Here is a 26,627-nt window from a genome sequence, read left to right on the forward strand (position 1 = left end):
GGAATTAATTTTTACCGGCTGCGTAAAGGCGGCGTAGTTTAATCAAATAATGGTTAGCAGCCGAGCGACTAATTTTGTTTTGGTGCTGACTGTTGTAAAGCAGAACTAGTTCGCTGAGCGACAAATAAGGGTTAGTTTTTTTGAGTTCAAAAAACTTCCAAGCCTTGGCAGGGAAGTTTGCTCGACCGGCAAATTTTTGAGCCTTTTTAAAACTGCTCAGAAAAACTTGGTTGGCCTTGGCTAAACGGGCTAAGTTGTAAGTATCAAGGTTAGAGTAGCGATTAAAATAGTTAACGTAATCGCGTTCAATTCGGTGGTCTTCAAACTCTAAGACCGCCGAAAAAACGTGGATTGACTTTAAAAAATCGGCGATTTCTTCGGCCTTTTTTAAGTAAAGAACTGGTCTTTCTCGGCGCTTAATCAACTGAAAAGGAAAAGCGTGCTGGTTTAAAAAACCGAGTAACTGGCGTGCTAGCGCCCAAGATCGAACTTGCATTTCTAAGTGGTACCAACGCGAAGTTAGCTTGGAAATCGATCCGCCACTCACAAAAACGCCCGCCAAAAAATAACTTGGGTAATCGCTAAAAGTTAGTTTTTTTAACTTGTCAATCTCTTTGATCGTTAAAACGTTAGGCGCACTGTGACTTACCAAAACGGGACTTTTTTGCAAAACTTGCTCTAGCGCTTGGCGAAGAGCAGAATTAAAAATTTTTAAACGGCAAATTGATGGCCAAGGTTGACTAATTAAGTTAGTTAAACCGAGCACAAAAGCGCCTAGCTCTGACTGAGCAAAGTCTTGGCTGACAATTTCCATTTTAACGCGCTGGGTAAATGACTCCACGCTGTCCTCGATTCCGGGCGCCAATTAAATACGGTTAGCTAAAATTTTGCCCACGATTACGCCGTCAGCGACGGCTGTCGCGATTTGTCTAACTTCTTTGGAGCGCACATCGCCAACCGCGTAAATACCGGGAACTTTCGTTTCCATGTAATGGTCAGTTTCAATGAAACCAACCGGGTCGCTCACACCAAGGTGAGCCACGAGTTGACTGTTAGGTATGTGGCCGATGTAAGGAAAAACGGCGCTAATGTTCATTTTGACATCCTGACCGTCAACAGTTGCCTCGATCGCTTCTAACTGATCTTTGCCGATTAAACGTTTAATTTCTCCCGACGTAAAAATTGTCAAATTCTTTTTGTGCGTGGCATCTTGGATCAACTTTTTTTCGGCGATTAATTCCTCGGGTTTACGAACAAAAACGTAAACGTGGCTAGCGACCGAAGTTAAGTAGGCTGCTTCTTCTAAAGCCGAGTTGCCGCCGCCAATTACTGCCATCGGCTGATCTTTAAAAAGCGGTCCGTCGCAAATAGCGCAGTACGAAACGCCGCGGTTTTCAAACTCCGTAATTCCGACGATGCTAGTTGGAATGCGCTCGGTCATACCGGTTGAGATTATGACCGCTTTAGCGCTCAAAGTGGTTTGATCTGACAAAGTTACCACTTGACGCTGAGGCCCTTGCGAATCAACTCGCATAACTTTGCCGTATTTGTAAAGAGCGCCAAAAGCTTGAGCATGGTTAAACATGCGCAGCGATAAATCTGGTCCTTCAATTAACCGCTCTCCGCTCCAATTTTCAATTTTGAAAGTTTTGACCATTTTTCCGCCCGGTGCGCCTTGTTCAATAAAAACCGTTTTAAGGTTAGCTCTTGAAGTGTAAATAGCCGCGCTTAAACCGCCTGGTCCGCCGCCAATAATGATCACATCGTATTCAACTGGTTTGTTTTTGCCCATCTTAACCCACTTGCTCATCGCTGGAAGGTTTTAACTTCGGCTTTTTGAGTTCGGCATTAATTTCCCGCTTAGACCACTTAGTTGAGTCTTGAACTGGAATTCAAAGACGAACTCTTTTTTCAACTTGCCGACCAAAGAAAATGTACCTCGGCCACGTTTGGGTCTCAGGACCCCACAAAATGTACTTATGGCGCGGTTTAATCGCAATGATCAGTTCGTACTCTTTTTTAAAGGACATTAAAATCGCATCGGGCAGTAGTTTTTCAACCCATGGGTAAAACGGTCTTGACAAAAACTGGTACCAAATTACGAAAAACATGCCCACGCAAATCATTAGTAAAGCAACCACAAACGAAATTGGTACGTTGCCAATTCGCATAATGTCTTTTGGGTCCCGAATCGGTTCCATCGCCGCGCGAATTACTCCGTAGACAACAAAGTAAAGACCGCCCGTGACGCCCGGACGCAAGTAGTTTTTGTTAACCAGCACCCAAACTAGTAGCACGTACCCGATGAAGTTAGCAAACGATTCATAGAGAAAAAGTGGTGCCCGGTAAGCGTGTTCAATGTACATGTGCGACTTAATGCCGATTCAGTCAAGTCAATTGAGTGAATCGCCGCTTACCTCTAATCCGTAAACTTCGTGGTTAGCAAAGTTGCCTCAGCGACCGATTGTTTGACCAATTAATACGGCCGGCACGATCAAACCAAAAGCAGTTCGCATGTCAATCAGACGGCGTTTGGTGTAAGCGTAAGGCAAAACAGCTAGCGTAGAAAAGACCACTCCGCCGTGAATTGACATCCCTTGGAAAACGAAAAATCTAGATCAAGCTTCCGGGTTAGAAAAGGCGTACCACAAACGAGCCCCGAGAATGGCGCTGGGTATCGCGATGATCAAAATTACTTGGAGAATTTCCCACGAGTAACGTTGGCGTTTCCAAAAGTAGGCTACCGTCAAAAAAGAAGCTATCACGCCTAACAAAATTGTGATGGGATAAGGACTTAAAAAACCGATTTTCCAAATCGGTTCGCCTCTTTTTCAAGATCCGTCTAAATACATTAGTGCTCCCCTTTTTGACGTTTAGTGATTGTTTCTAGCGGATTAATCCCGTCTTTTTTGGCAAGGTAAACATTTGCAGCCGCCTCAATTAAAGTTGCCGAAGAGCGACCTTGGTAAATGGGAATTTTAACTTTTGGCAAAGTCGTCTGCAAAACTTCGTAACGCAAATTTTGAGTGCCTAAACGGTCAAATTTCTGGAGGCTGTCGGGCACGACTAATTCTACCACGAAGTCAATCGTGGTTGATTCCTTGACAACTTTAAACCCGTACACGTGACCAATGTCAACTAAACCGATGCCGCGGGCTTCCAAAATGCCGCTCGTAATCGGAGCTGACTCGCCAATAATTTGCCGCCCAATTCGTTTGACAATTACGGTGTCATCGGAAATAAACAAGTGACCGTTTTGAATTAGTTCCAAAACCGCTTCCGATTTACCAATGCCGGATTTACCGGTGATTAAAACTCCCACGCCGTTGACAATCATGAGCGATCCGTGAACGCTTTGACTGGGTGCAAAGTAAGTTGCTAGGTAAAGTCCGATCGTCGAAATCACGCCTGACAAGTGGTGTTTAACTTGGCTAACGGGGATTTTGAAGCGGTTAGATTGTTCAATGATTCAGCGCAAAGACTGACCTTTGACGCCCGAGGAAAGAATCACGAGCGGAGTTTGGGTGGATAAAACGTTGCCAAGCGCTTGAACGGCCTTTTGAGGACCAATTTTTTTCAATCAGTCGTTTTCCTTGGTACCTCAACCGATGATGTGGGCTTCCTGGTGAGCATTAGCAAAACCCATTAGTTCTAGACCAGCCCTGTTAATGGCGGCTCCGCGCACAATTCGGTCCAAGTCTAAATCAGCTTTTTGGTTAATCAGTTCTAAGTCAAAAGTTTCAATGACTTCGCGTGATGTTAATGGTTTTTTATTTGCCGTCATGCAAAATCTCCCGCAAATACTTAGCGGTGTGCGATTGCTCACTCGTAGCAACTTGCTCGGGAGTGCCTCTGGCTACCACTAAGCCGCCCTTGTCTCCGCCGTCGGGTCCTAGGTCAATTATATAATCACACGATTTAATCACATCTAGATTGTGTTCAATTACCAAAACCGTGTCACCGCCGTCCACAATTCGACCTAAAACTTTGATTAACTTTTTAACGTCCCACTGGTGCAAACCGGTGGTTGGTTCGTCCAAAATGTAAATTGTTTTGCCGGTCGGTTTTTTTTGCAAAAAAGTCGCCAGTTTAACCCTCTGGGCTTCGCCACCCGATAAAGTTGTGGCGCTTTGACCCAGTTTGATGTAGCCTAGTCCCACGTCAATAATCGTTTGAAGTTTGTGTTTGATTTTAGGGCGGTTGGTAAAAAATTCAAAAGCTTCGTAAACTCGCATCGCCAAAACATCGGCAATTGACTTATTTTTGTACTTGGCCTCCAATGTTTCGTGGTTATAACGTTTACCATCGCAAATGTCGCATAAAACGTAAACGTCGGGCAAAAAGTGCATTTCAATTCGGAGTAGACCATCGCCTTGGCATTTCTCACACCGACCTCCATCAACGTTAAAAGAAAAACGTCCCTTCTGGTAGCCGCGAGCTCGGGCAACTTGGGTTTGGGCAAAAACATCGCGGATGTCGTCAAAAACGCTCGTGTAAGTGGCTGGGTTAGACCGAGGGGTTCGGCCGATTGGCGACTGCGAAATCGGCACAACTTTGTCTACAAATTCAATTCCCTTGAGTTTGCCAAACTGACCCGGCGCCATGAAAGGATTAGTCAGACGTTGAATTAATGCTTTGGCGAGGATTTCATTAACTAGGGTCGATTTACCCGAACCCGAAACTCCCGTCACGCCAATTAGTTTACCGAGCGGAAATTTGACGTTAATTCTTTGGAGATTATTTTCACGCGCGTCTTTAATTTCCAAAACTTGCCCGTTGCCCGAGCGACGGTAAGATGGGGTTTCAATTTTAAGTGCACCCGTTAAAAACGCTCCGGTAACCGATTCGGGCGATTTTTTGATTTGCTCAAGATCGCCTTGGGCCACAATTTGTCCGCCCTCGTCGCCTGCTTGAGGACCAATGTCAACGATGTAATCAGCCGAGCGAATCGTTTCTTCATCGTGCTCAACAACAATTAAAGTGTTGCCGATGTCAACCATTTTTTTTAGCGCGGTAATTAAACGCCGGTTATCTTTTTGGTGTAATCCAATCGAAGGCTCATCTAAAACGTAAAGCACGCCAGTTAAGTTGGAGCCAATTTGAGTCGCTAGACGGATTCGCTGCGATTCACCACCCGAAAGCGTTTCGGCCTTGCGGTCCAAAGACAAGTACTCTAAACCAACGTTAATTAAAAATTCCAGTCGGTGAGTGATTTCGTTTAAAACTAAGCGCGCCACTTTTTCTTCGTAAGGCGAAAGTTCAAGTTGCAAAATAAATTCGAGTGCTTTTTCAATCGGCAAAGTGGTCAACTGGTGAATGTTTAAATTGCCAATTTGAACTGCTAAACCAAAAGTATTTAAGCGCGCTCCGTAGCAAACGTCGCACTCGCGATCTGACATAAAAGTGCTTTTGTACCATCCGCGGATTTGTTCCGAACTAGTGTTCAAGTAACGGCGTTCAATTTTAGGTATCAGCCCTTCAATGTAGCCGTTTTTTTGGTGTCTAATTCCGCTGCGCGAAACCAAATCGTAATCAATCGCTTCTAGCGATCCGTGCAGAATAATTTCCCAATCGTTTGAACTTAAATCTTTGAGAGGCGCGTCTAAACTAATGCCGTAAAAATCTAGCATCGCTTTGAACTCTTGCCAGTCTAAGTTCTCCGAATCAACTAAGTTTTGGTAAAACTTGATGCCGCCCTGACGAATGGAAAGACGACGATTAGGAATTAGTTTGTCCACGTCAACGGCTAACTTTAAACCTAGTCCTTTGCAGCCTTGGCACATTCCTTGGGGAGAGTTAAACGAAAAAAGTCGCGGCTCAACTAATGGCATATTAAAATCACAAACCGAACAAGAGTGGTACTTTGAAAAAGTTTGTCTGTTCTTGCCATCCGCACTTTCGACTAGCATTAAACCTTTGCCGTGCTCCAAAGCAATTTCAATCGCTTCGCTAACTCTCGGACGTGTTTCAGGAGTAAGACTAATCCGGTCAACGACGATTTCAATGTTGTGGCGACGGTTTTTAGGTAAATTAATTTCTTGGTCAAGGTCAAGCATGTGACCATCAACCATCACGCGCAAGAAACCTTCCCGGCGCAGTTTGGCGAGCAATTGTTGGTGTGTGCCTTTCTCATTTTTAACGACTGGCGCTAAGATGTTGAGTCTAGTGCCGGTCGGATGGTTGAAAATGGCGTTTTGAATGTCTTTGTTAGTTTGAGCGGAAATGGGTCCGTGGCCGTTAGGACAAAAGGCTTTGCGATCCGGGCGTAGAGTAAACGCAAGTAATCGTAAATTTCGGTGACAGTTCCGACTGTGGAACGCGGATTATTGTGGGTGGTTTTTTGTTCGATTGAAATGGCCGGCGAAAGACCATCAATCGAATCAACGAGCGGTTTTTGACTCGAACCAAGAAACTGGCGCGCGTAAGAGGAAAGTGAATCGACGTAACGACGGCGTCCTTCTTCGTAAATTGTGTTGAAAGCTAAAGATGATTTACCACTCCCGGATACGCCAGTAAAAACGATTAACTTGTTTTTGGGAATTGTGACGTTAACGTTTTGGAGGTTGTTCTCTTTGGCGCCTTTAACGATGATGTACTTTTGACTATCTTGCATAGTGGAGGACTATTATAAAGAAAAACCTAATGGTCTTGCTTTGAGAGACTGGCTCGCCTATCGCCTGCTTGATAATTTGTGCCTAACCTCCTTAGTGAGCTTGCTTAACCCTAATCTAGTTTTGTGACTCCCTACTAGTCGTTTTATCCAAAACTACTTTGTGGGCGCAGGCAAAAAACCAACGACTTGCAAATCTTTACTTCTTTCTTCACCTTTAAATTTTAATTCAGCGCGAATTTTCACCTTGCCCAGACGCTGGTTAACCGATAAGACTATGTAAGCTACCTCAGCTCCGCGCAAGTTGAAAATAATTTTCGTGTCCAAACCAAGTTGCTCAAGAGTAGCAAATCGACCAACGACAATTTGATGCTCGTTGATGCTCTGGTTAGTTAAACTCGTCTGGTAAACGGATTTAATTTTGCGAATTAAATGGTTCAAAATATCGCTTTTGGTGCTTGTCAAAAAACCTGCCACCAAAATCACTTTGTTGACAATTTTTCGACTCGTTTGAGCATCCAATAAGTGGACTTGCAACTGACCACTTTCGTCATCAATCTCCACCACTTGCAACTTAACTTTTTGCTTACCAAGCGAAATTTGACCGACTAAACCCAATTGGTTAACCGTTAAATTTTGGCCAATTTCAAAATCTAAAGTTGTTTTATCAGTTAGTTTTGTTTGGTAAACATCTTTAAGTTCCAAAACCTTTAACTCTTGCTCTTGATCTGGGTCTTTGGTTTTGTTGGCGCCAAAGCCATCGGTCCCAAAGTGAATAATTGTCGCTACTGGAACAGTTACAGTTGTGAGTGCGGCTAAAGATAACAGATACTTCTGGTATTTCTTGAGACTTTTGCGGTCAATCATTTCCCAACGCCTTCCCTGTTTTTAACAACATTATAATGTTTGCAAGGTCTAAAACAGCCAGTCGGCTGAGTTGTCTATCGGCAAATTGAAAAGGAGTGGTTATGAAAAAACAAAAATTTGGTTCGGTTTGCTAGGGTCAATCGCGCTAGTTGCGCCGGCAACATTTTCGCTGGTAGCGTGTCAAAACCAAACTAGCCAAAAAGAAACGCGGGAAGAAATTGACAAAGAGCAAGGGATTCGCGACTTATACTACGCGACTTTGTGGCAAACTTCGGCCGAACGACGCGCTTTAATCATGACTCAGTATCAAAACGCTAAGTCACAATTTAAAGCTGCCCTAAGCAAAAACAAAGATTTACTGGACTTGGAAGCGATCAAGATTGATAATAGGTTAAGACCAAAAATTTCCAAACCTCGCGACGGACTTTTTATTCCGTTAGTCGTGATGGACATTGATGAGACGATTTTGGACAACACTCTTTACCAAGTTTACTTAGCGCTAAGTCAAAGTCAGGGATTTAAAGCGGAGAGTTGACACAAATGAACCCAAGCCCAAAAAGCCCCGATTTACCCCGGGGTAATCGAATTTGCCAAATTGGTTTGAAACAGCGGCGCGATGGTAGCATTTGTTTCCAACCGCCGGCAAGGGAACTTTGGAACGGGCGACGAATTAGTAGCAACGCGCGCCAACCTAATTAAAGAAGGTTATCCAAGCGGTTTTTTAGATAGTTATTTGTGGTGAACAATGGGCTCTTTGCCCTACGGAGAAACTCAGCAAAACGAGCAAAGCATAGCCGCTTTAAAGCTGAAAGAGTCACGCTATGAATACATTAACGAGCACGGACTTAGTTCGCGAGAGCCCGAAGAGCTAGGTTTAAAAAAGGAGCAAGGTTGGCAAGACGAGTTAAAGACCCCGGTCAAAAATTTACCGGTGCAAATTATTATGCGAGTTGGTGACGACCTTAACGACTTTAACGACCACTTAACCAAGGGCGGTCACAAAATTAGCCATCAACTACGACACGATTATTTAGACGATCTAGACATCGCAAAACTTTTTGGTCAAGTCAGCCCGCGGGTCAAATTTGAAATTAATTACAGCCAAGGTAAGAAAATGATTACCAAAAGGATGCACCCCGAATCGCATGTCAATCAAATAGACAACACCTTAGTTCGAAAAGGCTACGTGGACAGAGTGGCTTGAATGCCAAAAAACAGTCCTAACATTTGGGAAACCTATTTATTAATGGGCGGCAACAGCACTTACGGCGGTTGACTTTCATCTTACCAAGCTGAGCACGGCAAGGGGACCCAAGGAGTTCGTAAGGCCTTGGAAAAATATTGGATCGCTGCTAAGGGCGATCAGATTTTCGCTTAAGGACCAAATTAAACTTTAAAGATTTGTTTGCCTAGTTTAATTCACTCGCTGACGTGGTTATCAATCACGCCAAACGCGTGGTCGTAAATCTTTTGGTCAAAAAGATCAATCCCGCTCGCTTTTAAAATTTTTAGCGGTCAATCCCGTCCGCCGGCTCTAAGAAAGTTGTCGGTGTAACTTTGGAGCACCTTGGGACCGTGTTGCTGGTATTGACTAAAGAAAAAGTTAGCGCAAATTTGACCAATGGCGTATTTGTAAACGTAAAAGTTGTAGTAAAAATGGGGCACGTAAACCGCCGGTCACTGTTTTTTAGGATCAAACTGCTTTTTTTTCTTTTAAGTTGTACTTCAAACTGTTTTGGTGGTAAAGCTGGGCTAAGGCTTCGTAAGTTGAAAGCGGCTTGCCTTCATCGATCGCTTGGTAAAGATCAAACTCGTAGTTCGACCACTCGATTTGACGCAAGACCGTCGCCTGGAAACCGTAAATTATCCGTTGGTGAATCAGAAACTTTTCCGGCGCTGAGTGGGAATTTTTCAGCAGATGGTCTAAAACCATTAACTCATTAAAAATTGAAGCAATTTCGGCTAAAAATATCGGGTAACTCGCGTTGGATAAAGAGTTTGAGTTATCGGAAAAGTATGAGTGCATGGAGTGGCCAAGCTCGTGAGCTAGCGTTTCAACCGAACGCAAAGTGCCATCAAAATTCATTAAGATGTACTTTTTGTTAATTCCGTAAGACATCCCAATTGAGTAAGCGCCCGTGCGCTTGTTTTGGACCGGCATGTAGTCTACCCAACGCTCGTTCAAAATTGCTTTTTGAGCAATTTGCCTGTACTCAGAACTAAAAGGTTTCAAAGACTCAATCACAATTTTTTGCGTTTGCTCAATCGTGTAATTGGTTTGCTGTTTAACTAGAGCCACTTCGTAATCGTAATCGGTGATTTGACGCCCAAACTTACGACGGTAAAAAATTTGGTGGTACTTACGAGCACGTTTAAAAACGGGCAAATATTTTTGAACTTGCTCGTAAAGAAAAGTTAGCATCTTTGGCTCAACCCGGTCGCTAAAAGTGAGCATTGCCACTGACGAATCAAACCGTTCCAACTTGGCCCAAGTGGAAATCTTTTTAAAATGTTGGTAAAGCAAGTTTGCCAAAGTGCCTTTGTGCTTTAAGTAGGCATCGCGGTAAGAAATGGCAGCCGTTTTACGCACTTTTGCATCGTGGTGTTGAGCAAGTTTTTGTCGGTTGGCGCTATTAACAGTTATTTTTTGACCTTTTGAACTAACTGCGGGAGCAAACTCTAACTCGCTGTTAGTTAAAATTGAAAAAACTTCTGAAGCCGAAATATCAGCGCGGCATTCAATGGTCCGGAATTCCTCAACTTCGCGGGAAAGACGGTGTTTTTCCTCCTCTAATTTAGCGCTGAGGCTGTGGCGGTAATCAGCAAAAGCGGGCTTTTTAATTCATTCGCGAATTTTGGCGCTGTGACTAAAAAAGCGGTCATCCTCAGCCCCAAGTTGTTGGCTAAGTTGGTTGATTTGAAAAGTTAATTTTTCGCGGCGCGAAATCATTTGGTGGTCAACGATGTTTTGGGAAATCTTGTTGGAAATGTAGTTGTGAATTCGACCGTACAAAATTGACATTTGGTCTCCCAACTCTAAAGCAGCTAAGTAAGCTCGCGGTGACTTATACTTAGAGTCTTTGATTTGGATCATTTTTTTGTAAAGTTTAATTAACTTGTCGATCAGATCGTCCAACTTTTCAGAACCGAGAATCGCTTCTAAATCCCAAGTGTATTTGACTGGGACTTGGGCGTGGGATTTGTACTGTTTAACAGCCATTATTTTCCTTTCGTAGCACCGGCTCGCCACTGGTAATCAGATTTAATCATGTCCGCTAAACTAGCGCGGGGCTTAAAACCAAAAGCGCGCTGAGCTTTGGCATAGCTAGTCACTAATCAGGCCGGGTCACCCGGACGTCGGGCGCTTACCTCGTATTTTAACGAAATTTGGCACGTTTGCTGGGCAGTTTCAATCACTTGTTTAACGCTGTAACCTTGGCCAGACCCAAGGTTAAAATCGCCCGAGTGACCGCTTTTTAAGTAATCAATCGCTAAAAGATGCGCCCAAGCCAAGTCTTCCACGTGAATGTAATCGCGCACACAAGTGCCGTCGGGAGTTGGATAATCTTGACCATAAACAGTTAAGCGAGGTAGTCGACCTAGCGCATAACTAGTCACGATCGGAATTAAATGACTAAGGTGGGGATTTTCGGGCAAAGGCAAATTAGAAAGCGCTTGACTAACCCCAGCCACATTAAAATAGCGAAAAATTACCGCTTCAATTTGGCCGATTTTAACTAAATCATTGAGAATTTTCTCGCCCATTAACTTTGATTCGCCGTAAGGATTAATCGGGTTTTTAGTCACTTTTTCGTTAATCATTTCACCCGGTTGCACTGCCTGCCCATAAACGGCTGCGGTTGAGGAAAAAATGATTTTTTTAACTCCGCTTTTTGCCATCGCAACTAGCAAATTAATCAATCCCCCACGTTAACTTGGTAGTAATCAAGTGGCTGGCGCGTTGACTCGCTAACAAGTAGTTTGGCCGCGAGATGGATGACTAAACTTATTTTGTGAGCAACGAAAATTTCGGCTAATTTTTGCGAGTTAAGCACACTAGCTTGGTAAAAAGTGGCTTGCGGATGGACTCATTGAGCTTGACCAGTGCTCAAATCATCAAGCACGATCACCTGGTGTCCTTTTTCAATTAATTGGTAAACAACGTGGCTACCAACGTACCCGGCTCCGCCGGTAACTAGTATTTGCATAAAGACCTTTCGTCGCTCGGTTGTAATTGTGTCAATTATAATGTAAGCGATGTTAACCCGCTACAGCGACCCCGTGATTAGCCAAATTTGGTCAACCGACAACAAATACCAAATTTGGTTGCAAGTTGAACTAACTGTTTTGGCTGCTCAAAGTCGTTTTGAACGTTTGCTAAGTTCCGAGCAGTTGGCGAAAATTAACGCTAATGCCCGCGTTAATCCGCTTCAAATTGCTCAAATTGAAAAGCAAATTGGTCACGATGTAGCCGCTTTTGTGGACCAGGTCTCGCAAACACTTGGCCCCGAAAAAAGATTTTTTCATTTTGGTCTAACTGCTAGTGACGTAGTTGACACGACTTTGTCTTACCAACTAAAACAAGTTAACCAACACTTGCGGTCTAAAATTAACCAGTTAATTGACAAGCTCAAAGAAATGGCGCTGCGCTACCAAAACACTTACCAAGTTGGACGAACTCACGGCGTCCACGCCGAGCCAACTACTTTCGGCTACAAAATGGCGCTCTGATACGCGGAAATGCGCCGTCAACTGACCCGCTTTGATTTGGCGACTCAACAAGTGGAAATCGCCAAAATATCGGGAGCAGTCGGTAACTTTGCCCATCTTGATCCGCGCGTGCAAAGTTTCGTCGCTAAAAAGTTCGATTTAACTCCGAGCCCAATCGCAAGTCAAATTTTGCAACGTGATCGGCACGCCTTTTACTTACAAACTTTAGCTCTTATAGCGACTTCACTTGATAAGTTTGCCACCGAAATTCGCCACTTACAACGTTCGGAAGTTAGCGAAGTTAGCGAATCTTTTGGAATTAGTCAAAAAGGCTCTTCCGCCATGCCTCACAAGCAAAACCCGATTTTAAGCGAAAACATTAGCGGTTTAGCCCGCGTGATGCGCGGCTATGCTCAAAGCGCTTTAGAAAATGTTGCTCTCTGGCACGAACGCGATATTTCTCACTCTTCAGCCGAAAGAATTATTTTGCCCGACGCAACTAACCTACTAGCTTTCATGCTGACACGCATGCAAAACATCTTAACTAACCTGGTTGTTAAAGAAGACCAAATGCTAGCCAACTTAGCGCGCAACCAAGAAGTAATTTTTTCCCAACGAGTTTTGCTTTACCTAATTGAAAAAAAACTTTACGAGCGCGATGCGGCTTACCGGCTAATCCAAGTTTTAACCCAAAAAGCGTTAACAGACAAAGTGAAACTGAGCGAGCTTTTGCTAGAAGGTCAAGTTTTAAATTCCGGGAAATTGACGAACTTTTCGATTACCGATACTACCTTCGTCGCGTTAACCAAATTTACCGAAAACTCGGTCTTTTGAACAACTCAAAACCAAAACGCCCAGTCAAAAAATAATCACCGTTAATTTAGGTAAAATTACTAGGTCCTAGCACATTTAGGGTGCTGGCAGGGAGGTTAGTTTGAAAGTTTTTGATTTTGAAGACGTGCAACTGTTACCTAAGCGTTGCATCACCAATTCAAGGAGCGAATGCGACCCAAGCGTTAGTTTTGCCAATTACCGCTTTAAACTGCCCATCGTTCCGGCTAACATGAAATCGATTATTAGCGAAGATTTGGCACTGCAAATGGCTGAGCGCGGTTATTTTTACGTTATGCACCGTTTTAACGTTGACACGGTTAAGTTTGTTAAAAAGGCTCACCAAAAAAAATTGATTGCCTCAATTTCAATCGGCGTTAAACCGGAGTGGTTTGAAATAATTGATCAACTGGCTGAGCAAAAACTAATCCCCGAATTTATTACGATCGACATTGCCCACGGTCACGCTAATTCCATGAAAAAGATGATCAAACACATCCGAGCCAAAATGGGTAAACAGCCGTTTATCATCGCAGGCAACATTGCCACTCCCGAAGCTGTGGTTGATTTAGAAAGGTGAGGTGCTGACGCTACCAAAGTCGGAGTCGGACCAGGGCGAGTTTGCATCACTCGTCTTAAGACAGGTTTTGGAACGGCTGGTTGACAACTTTCAGCGATTAAATGACTTTCTAAGTCGGCAACTAAGCCGATGATAGCCGACGGAGGAGTACGCCACCCAGGAGACATTGCTAAAGCAATTCGTTTTGGAGCAACGTTTGTAATGGCTGGGTCAATTTTAGCTGGTCACAAAGAATCGCCTACGCCCATCATTAAAAACGAAGGTCAAAGTTACAAAGAGTATTACGGTTCAGCTTCCGAGTATAACAAAGGTGAAAGACGACACGTGGAAGGTAAAAAAGAACTCGTTCTGCTCCGCGGTTCAATTTGGGACACTTTCAAAGAAATTGAACAAGATTTGCAATCGGCCATTTCGTACGCTGGCGGTCTAAAACTTAACGCGCTTAAAAAAGTTAGTTACATTTTGTTAAAAAATAACGAAGGTTATTAAAGCTCAATCATTTGCCGACGGTCAGGTCCGATTGAAAGATATTTAACCGGCACCCCGACTAATTGACTAATTCGGTTAACGTAGTTGAGTAGCTCCTTTGGCAAGTGTTTGCGAGCACTAAGGTTAGTTAAACTGGTTTTTCACCCGGGCAATGTCTGGTAAATTGGCCGAACCTTTTGGTACTCAAAAATTGAGGCGGGCACAAAATCAATCGTTTGTGATCCTAACTGGTAAGCGGTGCAAATTTTAATTTCTTCTAGACCGCCCAGCACATCTAAAAGCGTCAGCGCTATCTGAGTTACTCCGGCTAATCTCACGCTGTGTCGAAGCATCACCGCGTCAATTCAACCAATCCGACGCGCACGTCTGGTAACAGTCCCAAACTCTTGACCTTGCTCACGAATTTGCTCGGCCACTACACCACTAATCTCGGTCGGAAAAAACCCAGCTCCAACTCTGGTGCTGTAAGCTTTGACAACTCCTAAAACTTTGTCAAGAGCGTGAAAATTAACGCCGGCTCCGAGCGCAACCCCGGCTCCGGTTGGCGAGGACGAGGTTACAAAGGGATAAGTCCCGTTTTCAACGCAAAGCATTACCCCTTGTGAACCTTCAAAAAGAACTCGTTTTTTTTGGCTAATCGCTTTATCAATTAAGCGACCAGCATCGACTACATAAGACGCCAATTGCCGCGCAGCTTGACGGTTTTGCTCGATTAACTTATCAATTTGATAAGTTGGCAATTTCCAACTAGTTAACTGACGGTTTTTAACTGGCAAAACGCGCTTAAGAACTTGACGGAAATAACTTGGCACGATAAAATCGGCTCACCTTACTCCAAGACGTGCATACTTGTCCTGGTAAGCCGGTCCGATTCCTTTGCGGGTTGTCCCGATCGACTGACCGCCCTTCTCTTCGCTCGCCTGATCAAGGTCCAGATGGTAAGGCATAATTACGTGCGCACGGTCGGAAATGTAAAGTTGAAACGGTTTTTTTCAACGCTTTTTTAACTCGTTAATTTCTTGAACTAGTTGCTGGGATTAACCACGCATCCTTGCCGATGATGTTAACCGCTTTGGAATTAAAAACCCCGACCGGCAAATGGTTAAGCGCAAATTTTTCATCGCCCATAACAATCGTGTGCCCGGCGTTATTGCCGCCTTGAAAACGGACAATCACATCGCTCTTCTGCGCTAAAAAATCGGTTACTTTACCTTTGCCTTCGTCGCCCCATTGTAAACCAACAATTACCAAAGTGTTTTGACGCTGGCGTCCCATTTAAACCTCGTCAAGTTGATTAACAATCGGTTCGCTTTTTGGTGATGTTCCGTACTCATTTAATTTTTAGAACGAGTAGCAAAAACAGTCCGGTTTGAATAATTTCCGCTAGCGCCATCACTAGAAAAATGAAACGCGTTTCCATGCTGAAGACTTTGTAAAGCATTCAAACTAGCAAAGTTTGGTGAACCGTAGAAAAAGCGATGTCAACGACCGCTGCCAAACCGCTTTTACCACCGATCCGTAAAAACCCGATTAAGAGCACCGAACCAGAGGAAAATAAAAACCCGATCACTTGGAAAGTTAAGATTCAACTCGCGTTAAAACGGATGGCTGGGTCAACGCTAGAATAAATTACATCCATCAAAGTTCAAGCTAAGATCAACATAATTGTCGCGGCAAACGAAACCATGATGTAAAACAGTTTGGTAATCCGCTTGCTATTAGCAATCGCTAAGTCGCTTTGGTTTGAGCCGAGCGCCGGTCCAACAAAATTAGACACCGCTATTGAACAAGAAGCTCAAAAAGCGTAAAGCACGCTCATGAAAATTAGAATTAAAACCGTGGCTTGGTAACTATCCGTGCCGCCGTAACGAATTATTAAAATCCGGTTAATGAAAACTAGCATTTGGTAAATTCCGTTGGAGAAAAGAATCGGTCAAAACTGTCTTTGAACTCCAAAGAAAACCGTCGGCGTCACCTTAAAAGGGCGGCTGAAAGGGTTATAAGGACGAACTTTTTTCTGTCAGAAAACTAGCGTAACTAAAATCGCTTCCACGGCTCGAGCAATTAAAGTTGACCAAGCGATGCCCACGATTCCTAGCGTATCGCTGGCAAAAGCAACAAATAAGTAATTACCAACCACGTTGACTACGAAGGCAACTAGAGAAACTACCAAAGTGCGGTTAGTAAAGCCGAGCGTTTGGAGGGCTCCGTAATTAATCATGGCGTAAATTTGAAAAATTAGACCAAAAGCTAGAACCGATAAGAAATTAAAACCAGCTTCAATTTGTTCTTTGCTAAAAGCGTAACGCGGATCCAATCGCAAAATGCTTTCAATTAAAGCGCCTCCGGCTAAAGTCAAAACCAAAATGGATGGCACAACTATAAAAATGCCCAAAATTCAACCACACCTAATTGACTCTTGGATTTTAAAGTTATTCTCTTGACCTTTGTACTGACCCACGTAAATGCTGCAGGCAATCGCGACTGACATGCTGAGCGTAATGACGATTTGAAAAATCTCAAGAACAACCCCAACGCCTGGTAAATTTCCACTAAAACTGTTGGCGACAAAAATAATGTCAATTTGGCCAACTAGCAAAATAACGATCGCTTGACAAATAACGGGGAAGACAATCCAGAAAAATTTGTGCGCGAACTTTCAATCAAGAGTGCCGCGGCGTGACTGGGTTCTTGGGTTAATTATGCTTCCTCCGTTTTAATTTTTTTTAAGTAATGAGCGAATTATACAAGAAAGGTTCAGCTAAGCGGCTTGGTCTTAAACATTTACCAAAGCGGGAACTAACTCCACTTTTTGGTTGGAGTTTGTGCTTAAACTCTCATCTTGGTAAGTAATGACGTGGGTCTTGTTAGCGAGTTTAAAACTGAGTGTTTGATTTCTAACAGTGCCGTAACGGTGAACTAAAACGTTAAGCCTTCTAAGTGACCCATTTTAAAACCGGTTTCTTTAATCGTGACAACCAAACTACCGCCTTTGACAAAAATCAAACTCTGATCGGCTGGGCAATCTAAAGTTATTAGTCTTTGGCCTTGGTAAGCATTTTCGTGTTGACCCCATAAATACCACTCGCCCTCGGGCAAGTAGACTTGTCTTGATTGGGTGTTGGCCGTTAAAACCGGGCAGACCATAATTTGGGATCCGAGTAAATACTGGTCGTCAATCAGTTGGGCAATTTTATCATCCTGAAACTCTAAAACGAGCGGACGAATAATTGGTCATCCTTTGTCAACCGCAGCTTGTTCGCAAATTTTAAAGTAGGGCAACAGCGAACGTTTAAAATGAGCAAAGCGCAAAGCAATTTGGTAAGTTTGACCGCTAAAAAGTCACGGTTCACGAGCACCAATCCCATGGTAACGCGAGAGCGGAGTTAACATGCCAAATTGGGTTCAGCGCTGGTAAAGATCCTCGCTAGGAGAAGGTCCAGCAAAACCGCCGATGTCGGTACCCCAAATAACGTGTCCCGCCAAAGCAGCGCCTAGCCCTGCTCACAAATGGGTTTTTAAAAAAGCGTAGTCAGTGTAACTGTCGCCCGACCATTTGCCAACGAATTTTTGAGTGCCTATAAAACCTGGCCGAGCAAAAATTAAAGCTTGACCGTCGCCAAAGTATTCTAAACTGGCCTCGTAGCAACAACGTAAGTAAAGGTAAATGAATCACTGACGCATTGCGCTACCAAATTGACGAGAATTAAAAAACGCATTTTTAGGCACTCCGTCGCCGTAATCGGGTTTGACAAAACGAACCCCTAAATCAAACAACCTTTTAATTTGCTCCTTATACCAGTGGTAAGCCTCCGGATTAGTGAAATCAACGATGTAATTGTTATCTTGTTGAGTTTCGGCTCCGGTTCAAGGATGAGCCAACTGACCTTCGTGATTTTTAAGCAGTAAATTGTTTTTGTTCAGGTACTTCCAAGCCGCGCCGCCGTCAGCTTGAATGTAGGGATTAATTCAAAAACAAACTTCTAAGTTAGCTTTTTTAATTTGACTAATTAACTCGGCAAAATTACCAAAGGCGCTTTCGTTAAGAGTAAAATTGCACGATTTAACGTAGCGGTCCTTTAACCACTTGGGGTCAAGAGTAATTACGTCCAGCGGATAAGCGTTTTTTTGAGCGAGTTTAATTTGTTCCCACAATTCGTTAACGTTGTGGTAGTAAAGACGGTTTAACCAAGTGCCGTAAGCTAAATCGGGAACTCCTTTAATCCGACCAGTCAGCAAAGTGTAGTGACTAACGCAGTCTTTGATACTTGAACCAGTTAACAAAAACAAGTCCAAAAATTCTTCGTGACAAAGAATTGAAAGCGCGTCGCTTGTTGGTGCACCAATTTCAAAATCAACTTGAAAACCGGAGTTAACTAAGGCAGCTCAGTTTTTGCTAGAGTAAACTAACGGCACTCCAGCGTAAGCTAAGTCGTGGTTAGTTAGGCAAGAACTGTCGCTGTTCCAAACCACCGACTCAACTCCGTTTTTAACAAACGGACGAAATTTTTCGCCCAGTCCGTAAATTTTTCTCGTCGTTAAATAATTCAAACGAAATAAAGGGCAGACTCTTGTTTTCCCGAACTTTTTTAAAACCTAGGTGCGGAGCGTTGAGGTTTTTAAAAAGCTGGTAACCGGGTTTGTGGTTCAGTCGTCATTTGAGTGCGCCAGACTTGTCGATTAAACTAATTTGACCGGTCTTTTTAACGATCAGAATTTTTTCTTGGCTGGCTAGATCAACACTAATTAAATCTTCATCCCAAGAGGCGTCAATTTTTTTGGGCGTTAGTTCGGAATTAAGGTGGTCAGCAAACCGTTTTTTAGGTCAGTTTTTTTTGGTGGTAGTTAAAACGAATAATTTCGTCAGTTCAAATTTCAATTCTTAAGTAAGACTTTTGTAAGTTGGACAAAAGCATTTCAACTACTAACTGGTCTTTTTCCATTCAAACATCACTTACTTTTTGAACGATTGCAAAATCATCCTGGTGGTGAAAAATTTTTGTTTTGATGGGAAAATTTTCGAACAGAGTTTTTTTATGATCCATTAGATTCCTCGCTTAGATTGCCCAAATGCTTAATAACTTGTTCCTTGAGCGCGTTGGCTTCTGGTCCGTAAACAATTTGGTAGTAATTACCCTGGCTAACCGTTGCCAAAGCTTGCGTCAGTTCTTTAAATTTGTTTTGCACCCGCTTAGTATCGCTCACCACGATTCTTAAACGAGTCATGCAAGCATCTACCTCTTGAATGTTATCTTTGCCGCCTAGCAATTTCACAATTAAAGCAATTCTTGTCTGAGCATCATTTAAGACTAATGGTGGCGGCCGAGAAGTAACCACCCGGGTATCGCCAGCGGCTGGAACTAACATTTCTCAGCCAGGAATCGGCGGTTTTAACCAAAGTACTAGGGTTCTGAAAGTCAGAGCGTAAAGCCCGGCGAAAATTAAAGTTGTGAAAAGAAACCAAACTCCGTCTAACCACAAGTTAGTGTTGAGCGCGCTCGTCGCCAAACTAGTTGGACCTAAAACTAACAAGTACTTCAAAAGCGTTTCGATTAAACCAAAGGCGTGAATTCTCATCGGTAAAAAGTCAGCCATGCCAAAAGCGACTCCGGTCAGTAAAGCGTGAACTAAGTAGAGCGGCGGCGAAACAAACATGAATAAAAATTCGACCGGTTCGGTTACGCCAGTTAACATGCAAGCCAAGGCGCCGGAAACATAAATCGAGCGGTTGGCCGGACGGGCTGATTTTTTGAGTGCGTAAAGCATCCCAAAGGCGGCCCCCACTAACGAGCCGGTCGAACTAATCATTTGACCAGTTTTAAATCGAGCTGGCGTAAAAGCGCCCGAAACAACTTGGTAAACCGCCTCAGTTGAAGTCGATATTCCTTGCCCCGAAGCATAACTTTGCCAGTGGTCACGTACCCCGTTCAGCGCCTGAATTCAGGTGTACCACATGTTCTCTTGGCCTTGGGCTTTAAGTTGATTTTCCTTAGCAAAATCTTGTTCAACCAAGTATTTAAAAAAAGCGGCTAACTGCTCAGCAGTTAGACCTTGGGCACTCTCGTGGCCTGAAAGAGCTTGTTTGAAAGTGTCTGCGTCTAAAAAGTTCAAGTTTCCGCCAAGTTCGGTGTAATTCATCGGAATTGTCAAAAGGTGGTGGAGACCAAAAGGCAACATTAAACGTTCAAGCGTTCCGAATAAAAACGGCATGACAAACGGCACGCGGTTGTTTTTAGCAATGTTGGTGCCCATCCAGTTAATTCCGGCCTGCAGCAAAGGTCAAAATAAGGCTAGACCGCAAGCAAGCGGCACAACGATCGCGAAAACCATCAGCGGCACAAATCTGACACCGTTAAAGAAAGACAAAACTTTCGGTAAACGGTTAAAGGTGTGAAATTTGTTGTAAATTATGGCGCCAAGGAACCCAGTTAAAATGCCGCCCAGAGCACCGAAACTAATTGAGCGAACACCTTCTTGCCAATCAAAATAACCGCGCGTAGGCGTTCACTTACCTCCAACAATGTAATTCAAAAAATACTCGCTGTTTGCGCCGTCTGTTCTAATTAAAAAAACGAAGATCCAACCGCCAACAAAGTAAAGTAACTCAGTCCCGCTGCAAAGGCGCCTCCGGCCGAATTTTTCGACCAAGCGCCTCCGATCGCGATGGCAAATAAAAGACCAATGTGAGTAAAAGGTAGTCAACCAACGGTTTCAATTACCGTGCCAATTTGATTAAAAACAGCCGAACTAGCTGGTATCTTGCCTAAACCAAGTGGACCAATCACTTTCCCAAGCACAATTAGTAAACCAGCCGCGGGCAAAACGGCAATCATCGTTAAAATTGCTTTGGCAAAACGACTGACTAAATTTTTGAATTGTCCCGTCGCCCTAGGCGATCGAAGATTTTGGGTCTTTGTTTTTACCGACATTAGAAGGTTACTTGCTAATTTAAGATTATAGCTGCCTAACTGGACGACTTTTCCTAAACTTGTTTAAACAACTTGCTCAAACAAGCTACTCAAGGTGATACTCAACTTCTAGTTCAATGATAATGTCGCGCAGTTGCGCTGCTCTTTCAAAATCAAGTTCTTTTGAAGCGCGCAGCATTTGACGTCGTAAATCAGCGATAAACTCGCGTTGTTGCTTTTTGTCTTTTTGACGACGACCAGTTTTAAATTCTTCAATTGCTTGGTCAATTGATTGCCCGTGAATTGGAGCTGGAATCGGTTTGACAACCGTTTGAGGAACAATGCCGTGTTTTTGGTTGTAAGCGATTTGAATTTTGCGACGGCGGTTAGTTTCATCGATCGCGTTTTGCATGGAAGTAGTCACTTTATCGCCGTAAAAAATAACTCGTCCGTGCACATTTCGAGCGGCACGACCAATGATTTGAATCAGCGACTTAGTTGAGCGGAAAAAAGACTCTTTATCAGCATCAACCACGCAAATTAGCGATACCTCCGGGATGTCAATTCCTTCGCGAATCAGATTCACACCCACGATGGCGTCGTAAACACCTTTACGCAACTTGCGCAAAATGTCATCTCTTTCAAAAGTTTTGTGCTCGGAGTGAATGTAAGCGATTTTAAGTCCTCTCTCTTTGAGGTAAAAAGAAAGTTCTTCCGCCATTTTCTTAGTCGTGGTCAAAATGATCGTGCGCTCTTTTTGTTTGATTTGGAGTTTGATGCTGTTAAAAATATCTTCCACTTGGTTGACGATGGGGCGCACTTCAATTACCGGATCAAGCAAACCAGTCGGACGAACGATTTGACTAATGATACGGTGATCCGATTTTTCAATTTCATAATCCGCTGGCGTAGCGGAAACATAAATGCGGTTAAACTCAAAAGTCTCAAACTCTCCGAATTTTAGCGGCCGGTTATCTAGTGCCGACGGCAAACGAAAACCGTATTCCACCAAAGTTTCCTTGCGAGCGCGATCCCCGTTATACATGGCATTGATTTGCGGGATCATCATGTGCGATTCATCGATTACCATCAATGAATCGGCTGGAAAATAGTCCAGTATCGTCGCTGGGCGCTGACCAGGTAGGCGACCTTCTAGGTGACGAGAATAGTTCTCAATTCCTGGGCAAGTGCCAAACTCAAGTAGCGATTCAATGTCCGAGTTAGTGCGCTGCTCTAACCTTTGCACTTCCAAAAGTTTGTTTTGTTTGCGCAGTTCAGCCAAACGAGTGACTAGTTCATCGGCAATCGTTTTGGTGGCTCTTTTAATTACATCGCGACTAGTTGTGTAAGCATCGGCTGGAAAAAGCAGGCGATTATTTTCCTTTTTAATGAGTTCGCCCGTTAAAGTGTCAATCTGGGCAATTGATTCGATTTGCTCATCAAGCAAACCAATTCGAATGTAGTAGTTTTGGGTCCATCCCGGACTGATTTCGATCACATCACCCCGTACTCTAAACCGGCCGGGGGCTAGCTCTACGTCGTTGCGAGTGTAGTTACGCGTCACAAGTGCATTCAACAAATCTTCGCGACGCATTTTTTGACCCACTTTTAAGTGCATGAAGGTGGCCACGTATTCTTTGGGCGATAGTTGAGCGTATATGGCCGCCACGGAAGCAACTACAACTGTGTCTTTGCGAGTCAATAACGAGTTGAGCGCACTCATTCGCATCACTTCAATGTCCCAGTTACTTTGGGAAGTTTTTTCGATGTAAGTGTCTGAGGAAGGTAAGTAAGCTTCGGACGGTAGTAGTCAAAGTTAGAAATAAAGTATTCCACGTTGTTATTGGGAAAAAGACTTTTTAGCTCGGAATAAAGTTGAGCTGCTAAAGTTTTGTTGTGCGAAAGCACCAAAGTTGGTCGCTGAAATTTTTCAATTACGTGGGCGATTGTAAAAGTTTTGCCCGTGCCGGTGGCCCCGAGCAAAACTTGGTCGCTCTTTTTTTGAACTAGACCGGCTCAGAGCTCCTTAATCGCCTGCGGTTGATCGCCAGCCGGTTTAAACTTACTTTCTAACTTAAAATTCATCAACGGTTTAATCACCTACTACTTGGCATGGGCAGCAAAAAACCAACGCTGTTTATCAACGAAAAGAAAAATTTCGTCTAAAAGCGGTTGGATAACGCTGTTAGTTTTGACTTGCTCGGCCAAAGTTTGAATTTTATTAAGATCGTTAACCACGTTGGTAACAATTTCTTGAGCACTAAAAGCGTGGGGCTTATACTCCTTAATTTGACTGTGTTCCAAGTAGGACGCCATCGTTGACAAAGGCTGATCGTTTTGCATCGCAATTTTTTCTGCTAACGCGTCAACAAACTCGTTAAGCCCTTGGTAAAGCTTTTCGGTTAACTTGTGAAAAGTTCGAAACTGCTGACCGCGAACATTCCAATGCATGTTTTGAGCGTTTTGAGTTGCCACCGCTACGCTGGCTAGCAATTTGTTCATATCAAGCATTTTCTCACCTCAAAAAACTAAGTTAATTTATAAAACGTTCGATTCATGCTAATCATAACACGGTAAAGCGACACGTAAATTAGGAGCGCGACGGGCCCGAGGATAGCCATTTGAATGCCCGTTGAAACTAGCATAGCAAGTGCCATGGAACTCCCGTAAACTAACTGAGTTAAAAACGCTTTTAAAATAACGAATGCGGCCAGCGCAATCGTAAGACCAAGCGCAGCTCAACCAAGGTGTTTAAAAGATTTAAAAATCTCAATCACTACAATTGCCGTAATCATTGGTAAGTAGTTGAGTCAGAAATTAGCATCGCCCGAAATTAGTAACTCGGTTAAAGTGATTAACGCCAAACTGCTCACTAAAGAGACTCGCCAATCAACCAAAAGCGGAATCGCTAAAGCCATCAAAAGACCGCCCAAGCAAATTGGATAAACGCCCACTGAAACGTGGAAATGTAAAAAACGCTCAATTACCACGCCAAGTGTAATTAATAAAGCCGATATCGTGATTTGACGAATTAAATCACTTGTTTCTAAACGGTAAAAAAGTCTTTTCATAGTTAAGGGTTGTGAATTGAGTTAATTATAGCAAAAATACATTTATTGTAATTTTGTTTTTTAAAGCGATTTTTGTCAAACCACGAAAACCCAACTTACTTACTGTTCTTTGTGTCTTTGACGTCGGCTTTGCTTTCCATTTTTTTGAGCAAAGCGCTGATCTGCGCTTCGCGCGTGTTAACTTTTTGCTGAGCGTACCTGTTTTGCATCAAAATCCGCACTACGTTGTGGGAGATACGTTTGAGTAAGTCGCGAAATAACTCGGTACCACGTTCCACGTAAACTTGGTACGGGTTTTTTTGGGCATAGTGAGCTAACGAGGAAGACGACCTTAGTTTTGTCATTTGGTCAATGTGAAGTTGTCAATTTTGGTCAAAAGTCATTAATAAAATTTCGCGCTCCATTTGGTGCGCGCTTTCCTCGTTAACGTTGTCAATTATTCGCGAGCGCAAGACATCGTAAACTTCAACTGCATCTTTACTAATTTGTTCAATTAATTCCTCTTTACTAAAATCAACTAGTTGGTTAACGTGGAATTTAAAGTCCACTAACTGAAACCAAACGTGGTTAATGGTTGCCACCATTTTGTCTAAGTCCATCGAACCATCGTTGCGGAAAAACTGCGGGAATTCAACTAAGTCGCTCACCACCGACTTAATCATCCGCACGATGACCGGGTAAAGATCAGTTTGAGAAATGATTAAATCGCGCTGAGCGTAAATTAAATCGCGTTGTTGACGAACAACGTCGTCGTACTGGAGCAAGTTTTTACGGGTGTCAAAGTTAAAGCCTCAATTTTTCGTTGAGCACGGTTAATGTAACGGTTAATCAGTTTGCCGCTAATCGGTTTAGGTCCGTAAGACATAAAATGTTTCTTAAGTTTTTCCTGGTTAGAAAAACGTTTGATTAATTTATCGTCTAGCGAAATGTAAAAACGCGATTCGCCAATGTCGCCTTGACGACCAGAGCGTCCGCGCAACTGGTTGTCAATTCGACGGGCCTCGGCTTTGTTAGTTCCTAGCACGTACAGACCGCCCAGTTCAACCGCGCGCTGGCTCGGCTTAATGTCAGTTCCCCGACCGGCCATGTTAGTCGCAATTGTAATGGAATTAATTTCGCCCGCTTTGGCGATAATTTCCGCTTCCTGCTTATTTTGCTTGGCGTTCAAAACTGTGTGGGGAATTTTTTCGGCCTTTAACATGCGTGAGAGTTTTTCAGATTCGTAAACTTCTTCGGTTCCGACCAAAACAGGCTGACCTTTAGCAAAGCGAGCGGCAATGTCAGCCACAATCGCCTGGTACTTATACTGCTGATCCACGTAGATGACATCGGGGTGGTCAATTCTTATCATCGGTTTGTTAGTCGGAATTTCGTGGACACGCATGTTGTAAATGTCAATGAACTCATCTTCTTCGGTCTTCGCGGTCCAGTCATACCCGAGAGCTTTTTAAACATCCGAAACAAGTTCTGGTAGGTAATCGTGGCCAAGGTGGTGGTTTCGGGTTCAATTTCAACACCTTCTTTGGCTTGGATTGCCTGCTGAAGTCCGTCCGAATACGAACGACCTTCCATAACTCGTCCGGTGAAAGCATCCACGAGCAAAATTTTATTTTCGCTCACGATGTATTCCACGTCACGCTTCATGAGAAACTTAGCTCTTAAAGCGTTGTGAACGCGGTGAATAACTTCTGAACTTTGGATGTCGTAAATGTTTTTAACGGCAAAAAAACGGTTCGCTTTGTTAGCGCCGTGGTCAGAAAGTTGAATCGTTTTAGATTCCCAATCGATTTCGTAATCTTTTTCGCTCAAAGTGTTGACAAAAGCGTTAGCGGCGTTATACTGCTCCGAATTAGTGGTTTGACCGCCGGTAATGATTAGAGGGGTTCGGGCCTCGTCAATCAAAATTGAGTCCACTTCATCCACGAGACAAAAGTGAAACCCGCGCTGAACTTTTTGATCAATTGATTTAACCATGTTGTCGCGCAGGTAATCAAAACCAATTTCCGAGTGAACCGAGTAAGTAATGTCAGCTGCGTAGGCGGCTCGTTTATCATGGGCACTTAACTCGCGTAAGTTTGTGCCGACCGTTAGACCTAAAAAGTTATAAACTAGTCCAGTTTCTTCGGCATCGCGTTTGGTCAAGTATTCGTTAACAGTGGACACGATTACTCCGTGACCAAGCAAAGCGTTTAAGTAAACGGGCGGAATGGAAGTGATTGTTTTACCTTCCCCAGTTTTCATCTCAATCACCGAACCTTCGTGGATAATTAAACCGCCCAAAATTTGCACATCAAAAAAGACGCTTTTTCAAAACCCGCTCGGTCGCTTCGCGCACGACTGCGAAAGCTTCGTTTTTTAACTCATCAAGACTTTCACCGGCCAGCAAACGTTCTTTAAACTCGGTTGTTTTGTGGCGAAGCTCTTCATCAGTTAGCTTAGCGACTGACTTGCCGAGTTGATTAATTTCTTTGAGGTTTTGTTCGGCCTTTTTAAGTTCGGTGGATTTAAATAATTTGGTTAATTTCATGATTTCTCACCATTATACATTTCTAGTCTTTAAA

23 protein-coding genes and 4 pseudogenes are annotated in these 26,627 nt (G+C 43.4%); 3 read left to right on the top strand and 24 right to left on the bottom strand.

Annotated features, from left to right (window positions below; genetic code table 4):
- Positions 1 to 4 precede the first annotated feature (4 nt).
- From whiA to CSH31_RS01930, 6 genes and pseudogenes are all read right to left on the bottom strand, one after another.
- Positions 5 to 865 carry a DNA-binding protein WhiA gene (whiA, locus tag CSH31_RS01905; protein ID WP_128008645.1) on the bottom strand — a complete coding sequence of 287 codons (861 nt, stop codon included), beginning with the start codon at positions 863 to 865 and terminating at the stop codon, positions 5 to 7.
- Positions 866 to 1,810 carry an FAD-dependent oxidoreductase gene (locus CSH31_RS01910; RefSeq protein WP_236630693.1) on the bottom strand — a complete coding sequence of 315 codons (945 nt, stop codon included), beginning with the start codon at positions 1,808 to 1,810 and terminating at the stop codon, positions 866 to 868. It lies immediately after the preceding gene.
- Positions 1,794 to 2,852, bottom strand: a complete 1,059-nt coding sequence (lgt, locus tag CSH31_RS01915; protein WP_128008646.1) for a prolipoprotein diacylglyceryl transferase — start codon at positions 2,850 to 2,852, stop codon at positions 1,794 to 1,796. Before lgt ends, CSH31_RS01910 begins: the two co-directional genes overlap by 17 nt.
- The gene (hprK, locus tag CSH31_RS01920) at positions 2,852 to 3,784 is read right to left on the bottom strand and encodes an HPr(Ser) kinase/phosphatase (protein ID WP_127942773.1); all 933 of its coding nucleotides are present in this window, start codon (positions 3,782 to 3,784) and stop codon (positions 2,852 to 2,854) included. Before hprK ends, lgt begins: the two co-directional genes overlap by 1 nt.
- Positions 3,771 to 6,613, bottom strand: a pseudogene (gene uvrA / locus CSH31_RS01925) (excinuclease ABC subunit UvrA). Before uvrA ends, hprK begins: the two are co-directional and overlap by 14 nt.
- Positions 6,614 to 6,766: 153 nt before the next feature.
- Positions 6,767 to 7,477: a lipoprotein 17-related variable surface protein gene (locus CSH31_RS01930; protein WP_127942775.1), complete on the bottom strand. Its 711-nt coding sequence runs from the start codon at positions 7,475 to 7,477 to the stop codon at positions 6,767 to 6,769.
- A 127-nt stretch (positions 7,478 to 7,604) separates the two neighbouring features.
- Between CSH31_RS01930 and CSH31_RS01935 the strand changes: the two genes are divergently transcribed.
- On the top strand, positions 7,605 to 8,855 hold the full coding sequence (locus CSH31_RS01935; protein ID WP_128008647.1) for an HAD family acid phosphatase: 1,251 nt from the start codon (positions 7,605 to 7,607) through the stop codon (positions 8,853 to 8,855).
- Between the two features lie 8 nt (positions 8,856 to 8,863).
- Here the strand turns inward: CSH31_RS01935 and CSH31_RS04965 are convergent, their stop codons facing one another.
- Genes CSH31_RS04965 through CSH31_RS04970 form a run of 4 tightly spaced genes read right to left on the bottom strand, consistent with a single transcriptional unit; the run spans position 8,864 to position 11,685 of the window.
- Positions 8,864 to 9,142, bottom strand: a complete 279-nt coding sequence (locus CSH31_RS04965; RefSeq protein ID WP_128008648.1) for a M3 family metallopeptidase — start codon at positions 9,140 to 9,142, stop codon at positions 8,864 to 8,866.
- A gap of 22 nt (positions 9,143 to 9,164) precedes the next feature.
- Positions 9,165 to 10,697 carry a M3 family metallopeptidase gene (locus tag CSH31_RS01945; protein WP_128008649.1) on the bottom strand — a complete coding sequence of 511 codons (1,533 nt, stop codon included), beginning with the start codon at positions 10,695 to 10,697 and terminating at the stop codon, positions 9,165 to 9,167.
- Entirely contained in the window at positions 10,697 to 11,377 is a 681-nt protein-coding gene (locus CSH31_RS01950) for an NAD-dependent epimerase/dehydratase family protein (RefSeq protein ID WP_128008650.1), read from the bottom strand. The genes CSH31_RS01945 and CSH31_RS01950 overlap by 1 nt, the downstream gene beginning before the upstream one ends.
- Before the next feature lie 5 nt (positions 11,378 to 11,382).
- Positions 11,383 to 11,685 carry an NAD-dependent epimerase/dehydratase family protein gene (locus CSH31_RS04970; RefSeq protein WP_128008651.1) on the bottom strand — a complete coding sequence of 101 codons (303 nt, stop codon included), beginning with the start codon at positions 11,683 to 11,685 and terminating at the stop codon, positions 11,383 to 11,385.
- Positions 11,686 to 11,734: 49 nt separating this feature from the next.
- Between CSH31_RS04970 and purB the strand changes: the two are divergent.
- Both purB and CSH31_RS01965 read left to right on the top strand, forming a co-directional pair.
- A pseudogene (gene purB / locus CSH31_RS01960) lies at positions 11,735 to 13,056 on the top strand (adenylosuccinate lyase).
- Between the two features lie 65 nt (positions 13,057 to 13,121).
- Complete coding sequence (locus tag CSH31_RS01965) at positions 13,122 to 14,087, top strand: GMP reductase (protein WP_128008652.1); 966 nt, start codon at positions 13,122 to 13,124, stop codon at positions 14,085 to 14,087.
- On the opposite strand, the pseudogene CSH31_RS01970 reads toward CSH31_RS01965, so the two are convergent.
- The 14 genes and pseudogenes from CSH31_RS01970 to CSH31_RS02035 all read right to left on the bottom strand — a co-directional run bounded on the left by CSH31_RS01970 (position 14,084) and on the right by CSH31_RS02035 (position 26,593).
- A pseudogene (locus CSH31_RS01970) lies at positions 14,084 to 15,362 on the bottom strand (adenylosuccinate synthase). The gene CSH31_RS01965 and the pseudogene CSH31_RS01970 sit on opposite strands and share 4 nt — an antisense overlap.
- Positions 15,363 to 15,381: 19 nt before the next feature.
- Complete coding sequence (locus tag CSH31_RS01980; RefSeq protein ID WP_345775195.1) at positions 15,382 to 16,791, bottom strand: MATE family efflux transporter; 1,410 nt, start codon at positions 16,789 to 16,791, stop codon at positions 15,382 to 15,384.
- 215 nt (positions 16,792 to 17,006) lie between these two features.
- Entirely contained in the window at positions 17,007 to 18,638 is a 1,632-nt protein-coding gene (locus CSH31_RS01985; RefSeq protein WP_128008656.1) for a TIM-barrel domain-containing protein, read from the bottom strand.
- Complete coding sequence (locus tag CSH31_RS01990) at positions 18,577 to 18,966, bottom strand: hypothetical protein (protein ID WP_128008657.1); 390 nt, start codon at positions 18,964 to 18,966, stop codon at positions 18,577 to 18,579. Before CSH31_RS01990 ends, CSH31_RS01985 begins: the two co-directional genes overlap by 62 nt.
- Positions 18,908 to 19,132 carry a hypothetical protein gene (locus CSH31_RS01995; protein ID WP_128008658.1) on the bottom strand — a complete coding sequence of 75 codons (225 nt, stop codon included), beginning with the start codon at positions 19,130 to 19,132 and terminating at the stop codon, positions 18,908 to 18,910. The genes CSH31_RS01990 and CSH31_RS01995 overlap by 59 nt, the downstream gene beginning before the upstream one ends.
- Positions 19,122 to 20,618, bottom strand: a complete 1,497-nt coding sequence (locus CSH31_RS02000; RefSeq protein ID WP_236630695.1) for a PTS transporter subunit EIIC — start codon at positions 20,616 to 20,618, stop codon at positions 19,122 to 19,124. The genes CSH31_RS01995 and CSH31_RS02000 overlap by 11 nt, the downstream gene beginning before the upstream one ends.
- Positions 20,619 to 20,650: 32 nt before the next feature.
- Positions 20,651 to 21,016, bottom strand: a complete 366-nt coding sequence (locus CSH31_RS04620) for a PTS transporter subunit EIIC (protein ID WP_236630696.1) — start codon at positions 21,014 to 21,016, stop codon at positions 20,651 to 20,653.
- Between the two features lie 85 nt (positions 21,017 to 21,101).
- Positions 21,102 to 23,080: pseudogene (gene uvrB, locus CSH31_RS02005) on the bottom strand (excinuclease ABC subunit UvrB).
- An 18-nt stretch (positions 23,081 to 23,098) separates the two neighbouring features.
- Positions 23,099 to 23,497 carry a DNA starvation/stationary phase protection protein gene (locus CSH31_RS02010; RefSeq protein ID WP_161565532.1) on the bottom strand — a complete coding sequence of 133 codons (399 nt, stop codon included), beginning with the start codon at positions 23,495 to 23,497 and terminating at the stop codon, positions 23,099 to 23,101.
- A gap of 26 nt (positions 23,498 to 23,523) precedes the next feature.
- Entirely contained in the window at positions 23,524 to 24,066 is a 543-nt protein-coding gene (locus tag CSH31_RS02015; protein WP_127942787.1) for a hypothetical protein, read from the bottom strand.
- A gap of 95 nt (positions 24,067 to 24,161) precedes the next feature.
- Positions 24,162 to 24,830, bottom strand: coding sequence for a hypothetical protein (locus CSH31_RS02020; RefSeq protein WP_128008659.1), 669 nt, complete (start codon positions 24,828 to 24,830; stop codon positions 24,162 to 24,164).
- Positions 24,788 to 25,450 carry a helicase-related protein gene (locus tag CSH31_RS02025; RefSeq protein ID WP_128008660.1) on the bottom strand — a complete coding sequence of 221 codons (663 nt, stop codon included), beginning with the start codon at positions 25,448 to 25,450 and terminating at the stop codon, positions 24,788 to 24,790. Before CSH31_RS02025 ends, CSH31_RS02020 begins: the two co-directional genes overlap by 43 nt.
- Positions 25,411 to 26,355: a hypothetical protein gene (locus tag CSH31_RS02030; RefSeq protein WP_128008661.1), complete on the bottom strand. Its 945-nt coding sequence runs from the start codon at positions 26,353 to 26,355 to the stop codon at positions 25,411 to 25,413. The genes CSH31_RS02025 and CSH31_RS02030 overlap by 40 nt, the downstream gene beginning before the upstream one ends.
- Positions 26,288 to 26,593: a hypothetical protein gene (locus tag CSH31_RS02035; RefSeq protein ID WP_128008662.1), complete on the bottom strand. Its 306-nt coding sequence runs from the start codon at positions 26,591 to 26,593 to the stop codon at positions 26,288 to 26,290. The genes CSH31_RS02030 and CSH31_RS02035 overlap by 68 nt, the downstream gene beginning before the upstream one ends.
- Positions 26,594 to 26,627 lie beyond the last annotated feature (34 nt).

The organism is Mycoplasma sp. ATU-Cv-508, assembly GCF_004011945.1.
Taxonomy (GTDB): Bacteria; Bacillota_I; Bacilli_A; order Mycoplasmatales; family Metamycoplasmataceae; genus RYZV01.